This window comes from Serratia ureilytica (assembly GCF_013375155.1).
GTDB lineage: Bacteria > Pseudomonadota > Gammaproteobacteria > Enterobacterales > Enterobacteriaceae > Serratia > Serratia ureilytica.
In genome coordinates, this window is sequence record NZ_JABXOF010000003.1 from 202,938 (window position 1) to 216,507 (window position 13,570).

Sequence of the window (13,570 nt, forward strand, 5' to 3'; positions counted from 1 at the left end):
CGTGGCCGCTGCGCAGGATATTTATTGGCTGAGGGTTTGCTGCAGCGCCTGAACGGAAGAGGCGATGCCGGCATCGACCGACATGGTCAAGTCTTCCATTTCCAGTGACACCCAGTCGTTGTAACCCATCATGCGCACCACCGAGAAGAATTCCTTCCACCACTGCAGATCCCGGCCGCAGCCGACGGCGACATAATTCCAGGCCCGGTCAGCTACCTCGTCTATCGGTTTGGTCTCCAGCAGCCCGTTAACCTCGACGACGCCGCGCTCAAGGCGTACGTCTTTGCCGTGCACATGGTGAATGGCGGGCCCAAGGGCGCGGGCCACCGCGATGGGATCTGCGCCCATCCAGATCAAGTGGCTGGGATCGAGGTTCAGACCCACCATCGGGCCAACGGCCTCTCGCAGCCGGAACAGCGTTTCCGGGTTCCACACCAGCATGGCGCTGAAGTTTTCCAGCGCAAAGCGCTCGACGCCGCACGCTTTGGCTCGGGCGACCAGCGCCTGCCAATAGGGGATCGCCACCTCATTCCATTGATAGTCCAGACAGTTTTTCACCGTAGGGGGCCAGCTGACGGTATAGGTGATCCAGTTGGGGATGGTGTCATGCGGGCTGGCCGGGGGCAGGCCGCTCATCATGACGATCTTCTTCACCCCCAACAGGCCGGCCAGCTCCAGCGTATTGTCGGTTTGCCGCAGATGACGCTGCCCCAGCTCGCCCGGATCGAGCGGATTGCCGGAGACATTGAGCGCGGCGATCTCCATGCCGCGGCTGGCCAGGGCCTGCTGCAGCTGCCGGCGTTTGGCCGGGTTGGCCAGCAGATCGTCGGTATCCAGATGGGGCGCCGGAGACCAGCCGCCGGTGGTCATTTCCACGCCGCGCACCCCCAGCTCCAGCAACCGATCCAGCATCGGCTCGAAGGGCAAATGGCCCAGGCTGTCGGTACAGAATGAAAGTTTCATGGTGTTTTCCTTATAGGTAATTGACCCAGGTGGCGCCGTTGTCGGCGGAACGAACGCAGTTTTCAATCCAGCGCACGCCTTCTAACCCGGCATCGATATCCGGATAGATCAGCGTGGCCAGCGTTTGCCGATCGCCGTGCTGGCTGGCGCTGATGGCGATGGCGAACTTGAGGTAAATATTGGCCCAGGATTCGGCCAGCCCTTCGGTATGCAGCGCGCCGAGCCGCTCTTCGGCCAGCGCGCTGTCGTCCAGATAGGGCATGCCGTGGTGCAGCGTTTGGTTGGGCCGCCCCTGGATCTCATAGCGCAATTCGCCGGGCGTGGAATCGCTCCATTGCAGGCTGGCGCGTGCGCCCACCACGCGAATGCTTTGGCTGTCCATCGCGCCCGCGTTGATGGCGGAGGCCCACATGCGGCCGACGGCGCCGTTTTCGTAGTGCATCAGCACCATGGCATTGTCTTCCAGCGGGGCGCGGGAAGGGATAAAGCTCTGGCGATCGCACAGCAGGGAGGCAATTTTCATGTCGGGCATCACCAGCTGTGAGATGTAGAAGGTGTGGGTAGAAATATCACCCAGAACAAAGGAGGGGCCGGCGATTTTCGGATCGACGCGCCACTTTTGCGCCTCGAACGTGTCCGCGCTTTCGTTGGCGTTGAAGCCATGGGTGTACTGCAATTCGACCATGCGTATTTCGCCGATGTCGCCGTTCGCGATCATGGCGCGCATCTGCATCAGCAGCGGATGCCCGGAGAAGCCGTAGGTTACGCCGACGATCAGGCCTTTCTCCGCCGCCAGCGCCTTGATTTCTCTCGCCTCCGCCGTAGTGAAGAACAGCGGTTTTTCGCAGATGACATGCAGGCCGGCATTCAGCGCGGCGCGCGTGATTTCATAGTGGGTGCCGTTAGGGGTGGCGATGGTCACCACCTCAACACCATCTTCGCGGTAGGCCTCTTGTTTCAGCAACTGCTGATAGTCGTCATAGCAGCGTTCAGCGGGCACGCCGAGATTGACGCCAAACTCACGCCCGCGCGCCGCGTCGATATCAAAAGCGCCGGCAACCAGCCGATAGGCGGTATTGTCGCGCAGTGCGCCGGAACGGTGCTTGTAGCCCACCTGACTGAGGCGGCCGCCGCCGATCATCGCCCAACGCAGCGGGCGAGGGATGCTTCTTTCACCATTTAACATGCTGACTCCTGATACTGTGGTTTTGCACTCGGGTGCAAAGTGGGTTGAAAAAGAGAGTGGCAACGGTTTATTTCTGGTTCATTTGCGCAAATTGCGGGTAGTTTTCTCGCGTCACGGTGGCATAAGGCACCCAGTTGTAAGACTCGGTTTTGGCGTGATCCAACATCGCTCGGGTCACTTGCACCGCGCCGATCGCCTGGGCTTTGGCATCCTGGAAAATGGTCACCGCCAGGTCGCCGTTTTTGATAAATTGCAGGCCGTCGGGCGTGCCATCGATACCGGCAACCAGTACGCCGTTCTTTTTGGCCTGCTTCAGCGCCATGATCGCGCCGATGGCCATCTCATCGTTGTTGGCGGCGATCGCATCGATCGGTACGCCGTTCAGCAACCAGCCGGAGACCACGTCGACCGCTTCATTGCGTTGCCATTTCGCAGTCTGTTTCTCTACCACTTTCAGCTCTTTGTGTTTGGCGATCACCGCCTCCACCGCGCGGGTGCGCTCGCGGGTTTCTTCGTTGGAGAGGGCGCCCATCAGGATCGCCACGTTGCCGCGGTAATTCATTTTTTTCGCCAGAGCCTCCATCTGCAGGCGACCGCTGAGCGCCGAATCGGAGCCGACGTAGGCCGTCGCGCCGCTCAGCGGCACTTCGGGTTTGCGGTTGACGAAGATAAGGGGGATAGCGGCGCGTTGGGCGGCCGCTATCATCGGCTGAACGCCTTGCGTATCGACCGGGTTGAGGATAATGGCGTCCACGCCCTGATTAATCAGATCGTCTACCTGCTGCACCTGCAGGGCGACATCGCCTTTGGCATCAACGAACTGGCCTTGCAGCTGCTGCGCAACCAGTTCCCGCGCCATTTGGCTGCGCAGGATAGAGACGAAGTTGAGATCGAAGTTGGCCAGCGCCACGCCGACCTGGTAGGTCTTGGCCTGGGCGGTCACGACAAACAGCGAGCAGGCTAACATCAACAACAGTCTGGTTTTTTTCATTACGGTATCCTGTTGAGAAGAGAGGTGTTATGTAAAAACAGTGTTTTGCAACCGGGTGCAAAACAGGAGACAAAACGGCGATGAGTCTCTGAATGCCACCGTGAATGTCGGCCATGGATAAAATTTGGTCAACAGGGGAAAGGTGAAAACAGCGCGGACGATCACAAACTCTTTATGTTTTGCACCCGGTTGCATAACAAATTGCAATCGGGTGCAAAAACGGGACATAATCGCAGCAGGTATGCCGGCAGGCGCTTAGGGGATCTGAGCGAGCAGGGTATAGTGTGACTTCACCGAAGCAGGGATCGACGCAACCATGACGAAACACCACAAAGCCACCGCCAGCGACGTCGCCGAAAAGGCCGGCGTCTCTAAATGGACGGTATCGCGCGCCTTTACGCCCGGTGCGTCGATCTCAGACAGCGCGCGTGAAAGCGTACTGGCGGCGGCGGCCGAGCTGGGCTATCGACCCAATCTGCTGGCGCGCAGCCTGTCGCAAAAACGCACGCACATCATCGGCGTGGCCATCGACGAAATGAAGAACCCGCATTCGATGATGATGCTCGATATGGTCACCAAACAACTGCAAACCCGCGGCTATATGGCGCTGCTGTTGAACATCACCGCGGGGGAAAACTACCGGGCGGTGATGGCGATGGCCGATCAGCTGCAGGTCGATGGCATTTTGTTCCTGGCGACGGTGTTAACCCAAGAGTGGGCGGCGATCGCGCAAGATCTGCATCAGATCCCGCTGGTGCAGGTGTGCCGCAATACGGAAAGCGAACACATTGATGTGGTCAATATCGACGGTTACCGCGCCGGCGAAGAGATCGCTGAGTTGCTGATAGAACAAGGGCATCGGCGCTTTGGCTACATGAAGGGGCCAGACACGCAAAGTAGCCATTTGCTGCGCATGGAAGGCTACCGCGATAGGCTGATAACCTCTGGCTTTCAGCTGGATCGGGTGCTCACGGCTGGCCACTACGATCGCCAACGCGGTTTCCAGCTGATGAGCGAATACCTGCAGGCAACGCCGGAAAGCGAGCGGGTTGAGGCGCTGTTCTGCGAGAACGACGTGTTGGCGCTGGGGGCGCTCGAAGCGCTCAGGCAAGTGGCACCGTCGTCTGCAATGGCCGTGGTAGGTTTCGACGATATCGACGAGGCCGGATCAGCCAACTGGGCGCTGACCAGCTACAGCCAACGCATCGACCGGCTGGTCGAAGAAGCCTTGAATCGCCTGCTCGATAATCGCACCACGGCAGACGGTGCCTGGCGACATGGGGAATTGCGGGTTCGGCGGTCGCACCTGGGAGAGAAACAGGCGTGAGGTTTTTCCTTTTGGTGACGGCGTCACTTTGGAGGTTTAATGAGAACTCGTCGCGATAAAAAAACTCTATAGAAGAGAAAGTGTTACCTTCAGATGCCCCATAGCCAGCGGTGGCGAGTACCGCTGGGGGCGCCATGGCAAAGTCAGGTTTCACGAGAGTCATTCTGGTGTAGATTGACTGCCGAAGTTTGCCAGATTTCACGTAGCGCGATCAAAAAGGAGGGCATTTTGACGCATTCTGCAAAGTTGTTTAGCCAAATCCAGACGCTTGAGGTTGAACTGCATCAGCCATCGGTGCGCCGCGATCCGCAGCGCATCGCGGCATTGTTGCATGAAGACTTTGAAGAGATTGGTCGCTCAGGTCTGCGTTATGACAAACGCCAGACCGTTGCGGCGCTGGAAATGGAAACTGAGCATCCGCAGATTGTTGCCGAAGGTTTTACGCTGGCGAAAATCAGTGAAGGCGCCGTGTTGCTGACGTATAAGAGTTTTCAACGCAACGCGCAGGGCAACGCCATTCGTTGCACAGAACGGTCGTCGATTTGGATGCTGACGGAAAAGGCCGGTTGGCAGATGCGGTTTCATCAGGGCACACCGACCGAGGATTAAACTGAGGTGCTGAAACTGAACGGGCTGATGATGGGCTTAAACATAAAAAAGGTTAGCAGCCTGATAAGGCTTGAAGGTGAGGTGAGAAAGGACGGCCAGGCTAACGGCGGTGCGTATCCAATAATACAATTTAACATAATATACATTATGCGCACCCATGTGGTTATACGTGGATTCTGGCGTCCTGGCTTGATCATGGGTTTTCTCCTGTGGCCAACCATTTCAACGCCCGTTGCTCATGCCGTTGAACGAATTCGTTTTTCAGCTGGTCTTAAGCCGTCGAGTTTTCGCTGCAGGCTTCATTGCCATTGCCGCTTATTGCTGAGCGACACTATGATGTTTGCGCAAAAATCTCTGAACAGCGCTGCCGCTTCCCAGGATTTCGGTACCTGGCGTTCCAACGCCGCTTAACCGCCCAGCAAAATTATCAATCGTTGGTTTGGCCGCCAGCCAGTATCTCGCGAAGTTTCAGCTTTATCACGTTCCACCCACTGAGGATCATAGATAAATGCGTTCTGCCATTAATGATGACCGGGCATGCTTATAGCGATACATCTCTGGGGATATTGAGGCGAAATCCCCCCGCCTTTTTGATCGCGCTACGTGAAATCTGATAAAACATGGCTACTGCGATACTGCAGATTTCACCAAAACGCGCCATAAAAATGAACAACTTCTGCCTGCCAAATGCGTACTGGCGTTCGTCTTCACCGTTTCCGGTGGCCTTCATGGCGTTGGCTATACTGAATGGGAACATTCTTCCACACTCCAGGACATCCCCATGTTTGACCATGTGAAATTTGGCGTCAGCGACTTTGCTCTGAGCAAAGCGTTTTTCCTTAATGCGCTGGCGCCGCTGGGCGTAAAGATCGTTGCCGAAGGTGAACCCGATTATGGCGTTGAGCTGTGTCCCGATCGGGGTAACGTGTCATTATGCCTGTTTCAGACCGATGAAAAACCGGCGCATCTGCACCTGGCATTTACCGCAAGCAGCCGTGAACAGGTCGATGCGTTCTATCACGCCGCGTTAAGCGCCGGCGGCAAAGACAATGGCGCGCCCGGTTTACGCCCCAATTATCATGCCCACTACTATGCGGCGTTTGTCATTGGTCCGGATGGTCATAATATCGAGGCGGTCTGCCACAATGCGATAGCCTAGTTTTCCATTTAAAAACAAATAATTATACAGAGAAAAGACTCTGTATTTAACATAACGTATTGTGACGGCGTCACTATCAGTTACCCCGTCACGTCAATCCACTCCGCTCCCGTGATGCCGGCCAGCCGCTGTGGCGCAATTCTCACGCCGGAGTTATCGCTGCCGCCTGCCGGAAGCACTTCATCGAAAGCGCGCAGGCTATGATCGCAGTAGATCCTCACCGCCTCCGGTGCGGCAAAGGGACAAACGCCGCCGGGCGGATAGCCGGTTAATGCTTCAACCTCTTCCGCCGGCAGCATACGCGCCTTCACGCCGAAGAATTGCTTGTACTTCTTGTTGTCGATTCTGGCAGTTCCCGCCATCACCAGCAGCACCACATCGCCGTTAACGCGAAACGAAAGCGTCTTGGCGATCTGCCCGCTCTCCACGCCAAAGGCTTCTGCCGCCAGCGCCACCGTTGCGGTGTTCTTTGCCAGCACCGTCACCGTCGTCTCCGGTGCGTGCTCGGCCAGAAAACGCTGAACGCGTTCTATGCTCATGCCCTGCCTCCTGATATTGCTAAACCATTGATAATGCCGAAGTGATGGTTTCGGTTTTAACATCGCATGCTAAAAATGAGAATCAAAATTGTTCAAATCGCTGGATCTGAACAAAGCTTTAAGGGGCCAATGGCCTTTTTACCCATCATTTTTCATGGAGATGCCTGCATGACCACGCAAACGACAGCAAGGCCCTCAGCGGCCGCAGTGGCCGTCTATGAATGGCTCAACCCGATACCTTACGGATTTTTCACCGCGGCGCTGATTTTCGACATCATTTATGCCTGTACCGCTAATATTCAGTGGGTCAATGGCGCAAGTTGGCTAATTGCCATCGGCCTGATTTTTGCCATCATTCCCCGCCTGATTAACCTGGTACAGGTATGGTTCGGCAGCGCTCGGCTGCGGGGATCGTCGGTCAAACTCCATTTCTGGCTGAATTTGCTGGCCATCGTTCTCGCCATTATCAACGCTTTCGTGCATAGCCGGGATGCGTATGCCGTGGTGCCCCAAGGCCTGGTGCTGTCTGCGATCGTGGTCGCGCTGCTCAGCCTGGCGAATATTCTGCTGGCCCTTGGCGCCCGCGCAAAATAAGGAGGTTTTCATGAAGCTCTCATCTCTGGCGCTCACCCTTTCCGCCGTTTTGGCCTTGGCCGGCTGCGATAACAGCGCCGTCATTTCGCCAGAGCAACAAATGGGCCCGGACCCGACGTTGCCGGCGGCGCAAGACTTTCTGATGCCGCCGATGCAGGTGCCTAAGGGCGTTGGCTGGCAACAAGATCAGACGCCGAAAGTGGCGGAAGGCTTGAAAATCGATAAGGTGGCAGACGATTTGCTTCATCCGCGTCAGTTGCTCACGCTGCCCAATGGCGACGTGTTGGTCGTGGAGGCCAACGGGCCGGGCACGGAAGCGGTGAGCACGCCCAAGCAGCTGATCGCCGGCCTGGTGAAAGGCCAATCCGGTAAAGGCGGCAAAGGGGGCAATCGCATCACCCTGCTGCGCCCGACCGCCGGCGGCAACTGGGAAAAGCACGTGTTCCTCGAGGGGTTCGATTCCCCGTTCGGAGTCCAGCTGATTGGCAATACGCTGTTCGTGGCCAATACCGGCAATATCATGCAGTACGCCTATCAGCCTGGCGAAACGCGCATCAGCGATCCGGGCAAAGAACTGGCCGATTTGCCGGACACCATCAACCATCACTGGACCAAGGCCCTGCTGGCCAGCCCGGATGGGAAAAAGCTGTATGTCGGCATCGGTTCCAACAGCAACATCACCGAAAACGGCCTGGCCGTAGAGTACCGGCGCGCCGCCGTGCTGGAAGTGGACACCGCCTCCGGCGCCAGCCGCATCTTCGCCAGCGGCCTGCGCAACCCGACCGGGCTGCAGTGGGAGCCGCAAAGCGGCAAGCTGTGGGCGATTGTCAACGAGCGTGACGAAATCGGCGCCGATCTGGTGCCGGATTACCTGACCTCGGTGCAAGACGGCGGTTTCTACGGCTGGCCTTACAGCTATTTCGGCCAGCACGTCGATCGACGGGTACAGCCGCCGCGGCCGGACCTGGTGGCGAAAGCCATCAAGCCGGATTACGCGCTCAGCTCGCACGTCGCGCCGCTGGGGCTGCTGTTCTACACCGCGAGCGCTCTGCCGGCCGACTATCGCGGCGGCGCTTTTATCAGCGAGCACGGCAGTTGGGATCGCTCGCCGCTGAACGGCTATCGGGTCAGCTATGTGGCGTTTGAACAAGGCAAACCGGTTGGCAAGCTCAAGGCCGTGGTGACAGGCTTTGTCTCCGATGATGAGAAGGAACTCTATGGCGCCCCTGTGGGGCTGGCTGTCGATAAGACCGGCGCTTTGCTGGTTGCGGATGACGTCGGCAACACTGTCTGGCGCGTCAGCGCGAAGTAAGGTTACGGGCGGGTTCCGGTGAACTCGCCCGTGACATTGTCACTCACTCCTCAGCGCCAGCCAGATCGTCATAAAGCGGAATAATCGTTCTCGCCAGTTTTTTCGTCATTAATATTATCCCCGTCACGTTATTGGCGCAAAAATAATAGCCGTCGGTCAGAATTAAAGCGCTCATTCGATAATATATTCATCAACAGATCGTTGATCAGAAATAAAAGGTTTTAACATTTCGACATAAACCAGTACAATTCCCTCCCCTGTGTTAACCCTTTTTTAGGTTGATTGTGTCGTTAATTCAGCCCCCTGCATCACGTAACCGGGCCGCCGCCTGGTTAGGGATGTTCGCCATTCTGATGTTGTTCATTGCGCCGGTGGTCTCGCGATCCCTGGAGCATGCGCGCGCCGGAAGTGCTGAAACGACCGTCATGGCGGACTGCGGCATGGCGATGCCGAAGCCGATGCATCATGATATGCATTCGCCGCCGGCCGCGCCGGAAAAGGCCGCATCGCCGATGATGCAGCACGGCGGCGGCCACCACAACATGGCGATGATGATGGACGACAGCGCCTGCGGCTACTGCGTGCTGTTGCTGCACGCGCCGCTGCTGGACGTGAGCCACGCCCCGCTGTTCTGGTCTCAATCTCTGGCCTCGCGCCCGCCGCCGACTCATTATCTCGTTCCCCTGTTTGCCCACGTCGTTCATACCGAATTACAGCCGCGCGCGCCGCCCGTCTCTTTCCTCTGATTTAACAATACCCCATTGCCGTTTCTGTATTGCCGTTGATCATTTCAACATGGCGGAATTAATACGCCCAATGGTTATGCATTGAGACGACATTATTAGCCCGGTTATTTCCACGTTGAGGGAATTAACCCCCGTATTTTCCGATGGTGATTTTCGCCAGGCATCCCCACGCCTGAATAAATCGCCGGAGAATAATGGAAAAAAGTTAGCTTAAGGAAAGATGATGTTTAAACCCGCTTATAAAAAGAACGCCGTCACCCGCGCAATCACCACCGCCATGCCGCTGTTCCTGCTGGCCGGCCACGCGGCGCAGGCGCATCAGCACCCTACCGACGCACAGGTTAATGATGGCGACGTGATCACCGTCACCGCACCGCTCTACTCTCCGCTGACCATCGTGACATCACCGAAAACCCCGCGTCAGCCGGTGCCCGCCAGCGACGGTTCGGACTATCTGAAAACCATTCCCGGTTTTTCGCAGATCCGCAACGGCGGCACCAACGGCGATCCGGTATTTCGCGGCATGTTCGGTTCGCGGCTGAAAATTCTCACTGACGGTTCGGAGATGCTCGGCGCCTGCCCATCGAGAATGGATGCGCCCACCTCTTACATCTCGCCGGAAAGCTTCGATCTGCTGACCATCACCAAAGGGCCGCAGACGGTGCTGTGGGGGCCGGGTTCGTCGGCGGGCACGGTGCGTTTCGAACGTGAACGTCCGCGCTTCGACAAACCGGGCATCAAGGGCAACGCCAGCGTGCTGACCGGCTCCAATGGCCGCTGGGACGAGAATATCGACGCCAGCCTCGGCGCCGAACAAGGTTACCTGCGGGTGATGGCCAACAAGTCGCGCGCCAATGATTACCAGGACGGAACGAATACGCGCGTGCCGTCGCGCTGGGACAAATGGAACGGCGATCTGGCGCTCGGCTGGACGCCGGATGCCGACACGCTGCTGGAAGTGACGATGGGGCGCGGCAACGGCGAAGCGCGCTATGCCGGCCGCAGCATGGACGGTTCGCAGTTCAAACGCGAAAGCCTGGGCATGCGGGTGGAGAAATCCAACATCGGCGAGGTGCTGGATAAGTTGGAAGCGCAGGTCTACTACAACTACGCCAACCACGTGATGGACAACGTGACCCTGCGCTCGCCGGGCAGCGGCGGCATGGGCGGCCATGGTGGGCATGGCGGCATGAACATGGGGGGCCACGGCGGGCACATGATGTCTTCCGGCATGACGATGCAGCTCGATCGCCGCACCGTCGGCGGCCGCGTGATGGGCACCTGGCAGTGGCAGGACGTGAAGCTTGAAAGCGGCCTGGACACGCAGACCAATACCCACCGCAGCATGAGCCGCGGTAGCTGGGAAAAAGACGCCCAGTTCAACAGCTACGGCGCCTTCGGTGAGCTGACGTGGTCCACCAGCGATCAGGATAAGCTGATCGGCGGCGCGCGTCTCGATCGCACCCTGGTGGAGAACTTCCGCAGCGGCAGCGACGGGGAACGTTCAGATACCCTGCCGAGCGGCTTTATGCGCCTGGAGCATACGCTGGCCGAGCTGCCGCTGATGCTGTATGCCGGCGTCGGTTATACCGAACGCTTCCCGGATTACTGGGAGCTGTTCTCGCCGAAGCTAGGCCCGAACGGCAGCAAGGATCCGTTCTCCAACGTCAAGAGCGAGAAAACCACGCAGCTCGACATCGGCGCGCAATACAACGGCAAGCGCTTCAACGGTTGGGTCTCCGCTTATGTGGGCCGCGTCGATGATTTCATCCTGTTCAAATACGATCCGCACAATGCGCGTCTCAGCCAGGCCGATAACGTCAACGCCAACATCATGGGCGGCGAAATGGGCATGGGTTATCAACTGAGCGAGCACTGGAAAACCGACGCCAGCCTGGCCTACTCCTGGGGCAAAAACACCAGCGACGGCCGGCCGCTGCCGCAGATCCCGCCGCTGGAGGCGCGTCTGGGGCTCACCTATGAGTACGGCGACTGGAGCGGCACCGGCCTGTGGCGTTTGGTCAGCAGCCAACACCGCGTGGCGATCAACGAAGGCAACGTGGTAGGCAAAGACTTTGCCGAAAGCGCCGGCTTCGGCGTGCTTTCCGCTAACGCCGCCTACAAGGTGAATAAAAACGTCAAGCTGAGCGCCGGTCTGGATAACATCCTGAACAAGACCTACAGCGAGCACCTCAACCTGGCGGGCAACAGCGCCTTCGGGTATTCGGCCAACAGCGCGGTGAATGAGCCGGGCCGCACCCTGTGGGCCAAGGTTAACGTCACCTTCTAAACCGTACACCGGGCGATGGGCAACCGTCGCCCGGTCAGGCGATATGCGATCCGGTTCTTAGGATATGAGTTTTAAGTTTTTCCCATTCGGTTGAGCGGCGATTAGTATCACTCTCAATGTAATCAAGGATCCGGAGGGAATATGCAAAAGCTCACTCGTTTTCTGGCCCTGCTCGGCGAGCTGATGATTGAAAAAGCCGAAGACGCCGCGCCGCAGGCTGCTCGGCCTGACGATCGCGACGACGCGTTGCCGCCGCGCCTCGAACGTGGGGTTCCGCTGGCCGACCGCTTCCTGTTCATGTAATTCCTCTCACTGTCTTTTGGTCCGGCACGTTCTGATATTTCATTATCGGACGCCTGCGTCTATCTTCTTTCGATGGTTCCAGCCGATTCATCATAGGAGATAGCAACGCAATGAAGATCAGAACGGTAACCCCGCAAGACGCTGAAGCCCTGACGCAGTTATTGAATGACGTGATCGGCGCCGGCGGCACGACGGCGATAGAAACGCCCCTCACCCCCGCCGAATTCAGCGAATGGTTCATCAGCGGCAGCAATGCGCTGAGCTGCCAGGTCGCGGAGGTGGATGGGCTGTTGGTGGGCTTCCAGGCGCTGAGCGCAGATGATGCCCTGCCGCCCGATACCGCAGATATTGCCACCTTCTCCCGCCTGTCGCCGAAGGTGCGCGGCGTCGGCAGTGCGTTGTTCCCTGCCACATTAGCGGCGGCGAAGTCGCACGGTTTCAAGCACATCAACGCCACCATTCGGGCGGATAACGTCGGTGGCCTCGCCTACTATCACAAAATGGGCTTTCGCGATTACGACCGTTTGCCGCAGGTGCCGCTCAGCGATGGCACGCCGATCGACAGAGTCAAAAAACGCTTCTCCCTTTAACCCGCCAACCCGCTCACACTGAACGCACGATATGTTCGCGCAGCCACCGGTGAGCGGGATCCCGGTGCGATCGTTCGTGCCACAGCATGGTCATTTCAAAGCCCGGCACCGCCAGCGGCGGCTCGAGCCGTTGTAATAAAGGCTGGTTGCGCACCAGCCGCTCCGGCAGCATCGCCACCAAATCGGACTGCGTCAGCACCGAGATAACGAACAGAAAATGTGGCACGGAAAGCACCACCCGCCGCGTCAGCCCCACGTCCGCCAACGCCCTGTCGGTCATGCCATAGAACCCGCCGCCGTCCGGCGAGACCATCACCTGCTCCAATTGGCAAAATTGCGCCGGCGTCAGCCTGGCATGCAGCTTGGGGTGGCCGACCCGGCCCACCAGCACATAGCGTTCACTGAACAGCGTGCGCTGACGCAGACCGGGCGGCGCCCCTTCGCGGGTGTGAAACGCCAGATCGATCTCCCCCTGTTCCGCCCGTTTGGCGATGCGTGACGGCGGGATTTCCAGCACCGCCAGCCGGGTGCCCGGCGCCGCCGTGCGCAAACCGTTCAGCGCCGGCAGCACGATGGTGGATTCGCCGTAGTCGAAGGCGGCCACGCGCCAGGTATCGGTCGCCACGGCGGGATCGAACGGCGTCGCCGGCGTCACCGCCAACTCGAGCGCCGCCAATGCCTGACGTAACGGTTCCCGCAGCTGCTCCGCTCTGGCGGTCGGGCGCATGCCGCGCGGGCCGGGCAACAGCAGCGGATCGTCAAAGATCGCCCGCAGTTTGGCGAGGTGCACGCTGACCGCCGGCTGGGAGAAATTGAGCCGCTGCGCCGCGCGCGTGACGTTGTGCTCCGCCAGCAGCGCGTCGAGCGTCACCAGCAGGTTGAGATCCAGCCGCCTTAAATTATTCATGGTTATACCTGGGATAACGGTAATTCATTTCTAATATACCGACTAACGCCCTAA

The 13,570-nt window shown here is 58.5% G+C and carries 16 protein-coding genes; 10 read left to right on the forward strand and 6 right to left on the reverse strand.

Annotated features, from left to right (window positions below; genetic code table 11):
- Positions 1–21: 21 nt before the first annotated feature.
- From HWW83_RS07510 to HWW83_RS07520, 3 genes are all read right to left on the reverse strand, one after another.
- A complete protein-coding gene (locus HWW83_RS07510) occupies positions 22–963 on the reverse strand; it encodes a sugar phosphate isomerase/epimerase family protein (protein ID WP_033643095.1) in 942 nt (313 codons plus the stop codon).
- A gap of 10 nt (positions 964–973) precedes the next feature.
- A complete protein-coding gene (locus HWW83_RS07515; RefSeq protein ID WP_176589174.1) occupies positions 974–2,149 on the reverse strand; it encodes a Gfo/Idh/MocA family protein in 1,176 nt (391 codons plus the stop codon).
- 67 nt (positions 2,150–2,216) lie between these two features.
- Positions 2,217–3,140, reverse strand: coding sequence for a substrate-binding domain-containing protein (locus HWW83_RS07520; RefSeq protein WP_033650386.1), 924 nt, complete (start codon positions 3,138–3,140; stop codon positions 2,217–2,219).
- 316 nt (positions 3,141–3,456) lie between these two features.
- Between HWW83_RS07520 and HWW83_RS07525 the strand changes: the two genes are divergently transcribed.
- From HWW83_RS07525 to HWW83_RS07535, 3 genes are all read left to right on the forward strand, one after another.
- Positions 3,457–4,467 (forward strand): LacI family DNA-binding transcriptional regulator, encoded by a 1,011-nt coding sequence (locus HWW83_RS07525; RefSeq protein ID WP_176589175.1) that lies wholly within the window; start codon positions 3,457–3,459, stop codon positions 4,465–4,467.
- A 228-nt stretch (positions 4,468–4,695) separates the two neighbouring features.
- Positions 4,696–5,076 carry a nuclear transport factor 2 family protein gene (locus HWW83_RS07530; RefSeq protein WP_176589212.1) on the forward strand — a complete coding sequence of 127 codons (381 nt, stop codon included), beginning with the start codon at positions 4,696–4,698 and terminating at the stop codon, positions 5,074–5,076.
- Between the two features lie 6 nt (positions 5,077–5,082).
- Positions 5,083–5,487, forward strand: a complete 405-nt coding sequence (locus HWW83_RS07535; protein ID WP_176589176.1) for a hypothetical protein — start codon at positions 5,083–5,085, stop codon at positions 5,485–5,487.
- A 130-nt stretch (positions 5,488–5,617) separates the two neighbouring features.
- On the opposite strand, the gene HWW83_RS07540 is transcribed toward HWW83_RS07535, so the two are convergent.
- Positions 5,618–5,833, reverse strand: a complete 216-nt coding sequence (locus HWW83_RS07540; RefSeq protein ID WP_033643101.1) for a hypothetical protein — start codon at positions 5,831–5,833, stop codon at positions 5,618–5,620.
- 24 nt (positions 5,834–5,857) lie between these two features.
- Between HWW83_RS07540 and HWW83_RS07545 the strand changes: the two genes are divergently transcribed.
- Positions 5,858–6,235, forward strand: coding sequence for a VOC family protein (locus HWW83_RS07545; RefSeq protein WP_033643102.1), 378 nt, complete (start codon positions 5,858–5,860; stop codon positions 6,233–6,235).
- 80 nt (positions 6,236–6,315) lie between these two features.
- On the opposite strand, the gene HWW83_RS07550 is transcribed toward HWW83_RS07545, so the two are convergent.
- Positions 6,316–6,774 carry a YbaK/EbsC family protein gene (locus HWW83_RS07550; protein WP_042784516.1) on the reverse strand — a complete coding sequence of 153 codons (459 nt, stop codon included), beginning with the start codon at positions 6,772–6,774 and terminating at the stop codon, positions 6,316–6,318.
- Positions 6,775–6,942: 168 nt separating this feature from the next.
- Between HWW83_RS07550 and HWW83_RS07555 the strand changes: the two genes are divergently transcribed.
- The 6 genes from HWW83_RS07555 (at position 6,943) to HWW83_RS07580 (ending at position 12,609) form a co-directional block, all read left to right on the forward strand.
- A complete protein-coding gene (locus HWW83_RS07555) occupies positions 6,943–7,368 on the forward strand; it encodes a DUF2231 domain-containing protein (protein WP_033650381.1) in 426 nt (141 codons plus the stop codon).
- 10 nt (positions 7,369–7,378) lie between these two features.
- Positions 7,379–8,680 carry a PQQ-dependent sugar dehydrogenase gene (locus HWW83_RS07560; protein ID WP_176589177.1) on the forward strand — a complete coding sequence of 434 codons (1,302 nt, stop codon included), beginning with the start codon at positions 7,379–7,381 and terminating at the stop codon, positions 8,678–8,680.
- 338 nt (positions 8,681–9,018) lie between these two features.
- Complete coding sequence (locus HWW83_RS07565; protein ID WP_071991645.1) at positions 9,019–9,426, forward strand: DUF2946 domain-containing protein; 408 nt, start codon at positions 9,019–9,021, stop codon at positions 9,424–9,426.
- Positions 9,427–9,649: 223 nt separating this feature from the next.
- A complete protein-coding gene (locus tag HWW83_RS07570) occupies positions 9,650–11,716 on the forward strand; it encodes a TonB-dependent copper receptor (RefSeq protein ID WP_163965328.1) in 2,067 nt (688 codons plus the stop codon).
- A 141-nt stretch (positions 11,717–11,857) separates the two neighbouring features.
- The gene (locus HWW83_RS07575) at positions 11,858–12,019 is read left to right on the forward strand and encodes a hypothetical protein (RefSeq protein ID WP_162997437.1); all 162 of its coding nucleotides are present in this window, start codon (positions 11,858–11,860) and stop codon (positions 12,017–12,019) included.
- Between the two features lie 110 nt (positions 12,020–12,129).
- The gene (locus HWW83_RS07580) at positions 12,130–12,609 is read left to right on the forward strand and encodes a GNAT family N-acetyltransferase (RefSeq protein WP_033643107.1); all 480 of its coding nucleotides are present in this window, start codon (positions 12,130–12,132) and stop codon (positions 12,607–12,609) included.
- Between the two features lie 13 nt (positions 12,610–12,622).
- On the opposite strand, the gene HWW83_RS07585 is transcribed toward HWW83_RS07580, so the two are convergent.
- A complete protein-coding gene (locus HWW83_RS07585; protein ID WP_033643108.1) occupies positions 12,623–13,516 on the reverse strand; it encodes a LysR family transcriptional regulator in 894 nt (297 codons plus the stop codon).
- Positions 13,517–13,570 lie beyond the last annotated feature (54 nt).

Coding starts and splice junctions, on each gene's coding strand:
- HWW83_RS07510 (WP_033643095.1), bottom strand. CDS start 963: ATGAAACTTTCATTCTGTACCGACAGCCTGGGCCATTTGCCCTTCGAG.
- HWW83_RS07515 (WP_176589174.1), bottom strand. CDS start 2,149: ATGTTAAATGGTGAAAGAAGCATCCCTCGCCCGCTGCGTTGGGCGATG.
- HWW83_RS07520 (WP_033650386.1), bottom strand. CDS start 3,140: ATGAAAAAAACCAGACTGTTGTTGATGTTAGCCTGCTCGCTGTTTGTC.
- HWW83_RS07525 (WP_176589175.1), top strand. CDS start 3,457: ATGACGAAACACCACAAAGCCACCGCCAGCGACGTCGCCGAAAAGGCC.
- HWW83_RS07540 (WP_033643101.1), bottom strand. CDS start 5,833: ATGTTCCCATTCAGTATAGCCAACGCCATGAAGGCCACCGGAAACGGT.
- HWW83_RS07545 (WP_033643102.1), top strand. CDS start 5,858: ATGTTTGACCATGTGAAATTTGGCGTCAGCGACTTTGCTCTGAGCAAA.
- HWW83_RS07550 (WP_042784516.1), bottom strand. CDS start 6,774: ATGAGCATAGAACGCGTTCAGCGTTTTCTGGCCGAGCACGCACCGGAG.
- HWW83_RS07555 (WP_033650381.1), top strand. CDS start 6,943: ATGACCACGCAAACGACAGCAAGGCCCTCAGCGGCCGCAGTGGCCGTC.
- HWW83_RS07560 (WP_176589177.1), top strand. CDS start 7,379: ATGAAGCTCTCATCTCTGGCGCTCACCCTTTCCGCCGTTTTGGCCTTG.
- HWW83_RS07565 (WP_071991645.1), top strand. CDS start 9,019: ATGTTCGCCATTCTGATGTTGTTCATTGCGCCGGTGGTCTCGCGATCC.
- HWW83_RS07570 (WP_163965328.1), top strand. CDS start 9,650: ATGTTTAAACCCGCTTATAAAAAGAACGCCGTCACCCGCGCAATCACC.
- HWW83_RS07575 (WP_162997437.1), top strand. CDS start 11,858: ATGCAAAAGCTCACTCGTTTTCTGGCCCTGCTCGGCGAGCTGATGATT.
- HWW83_RS07580 (WP_033643107.1), top strand. CDS start 12,130: ATGAAGATCAGAACGGTAACCCCGCAAGACGCTGAAGCCCTGACGCAG.
- HWW83_RS07585 (WP_033643108.1), bottom strand. CDS start 13,516: ATGAATAATTTAAGGCGGCTGGATCTCAACCTGCTGGTGACGCTCGAC.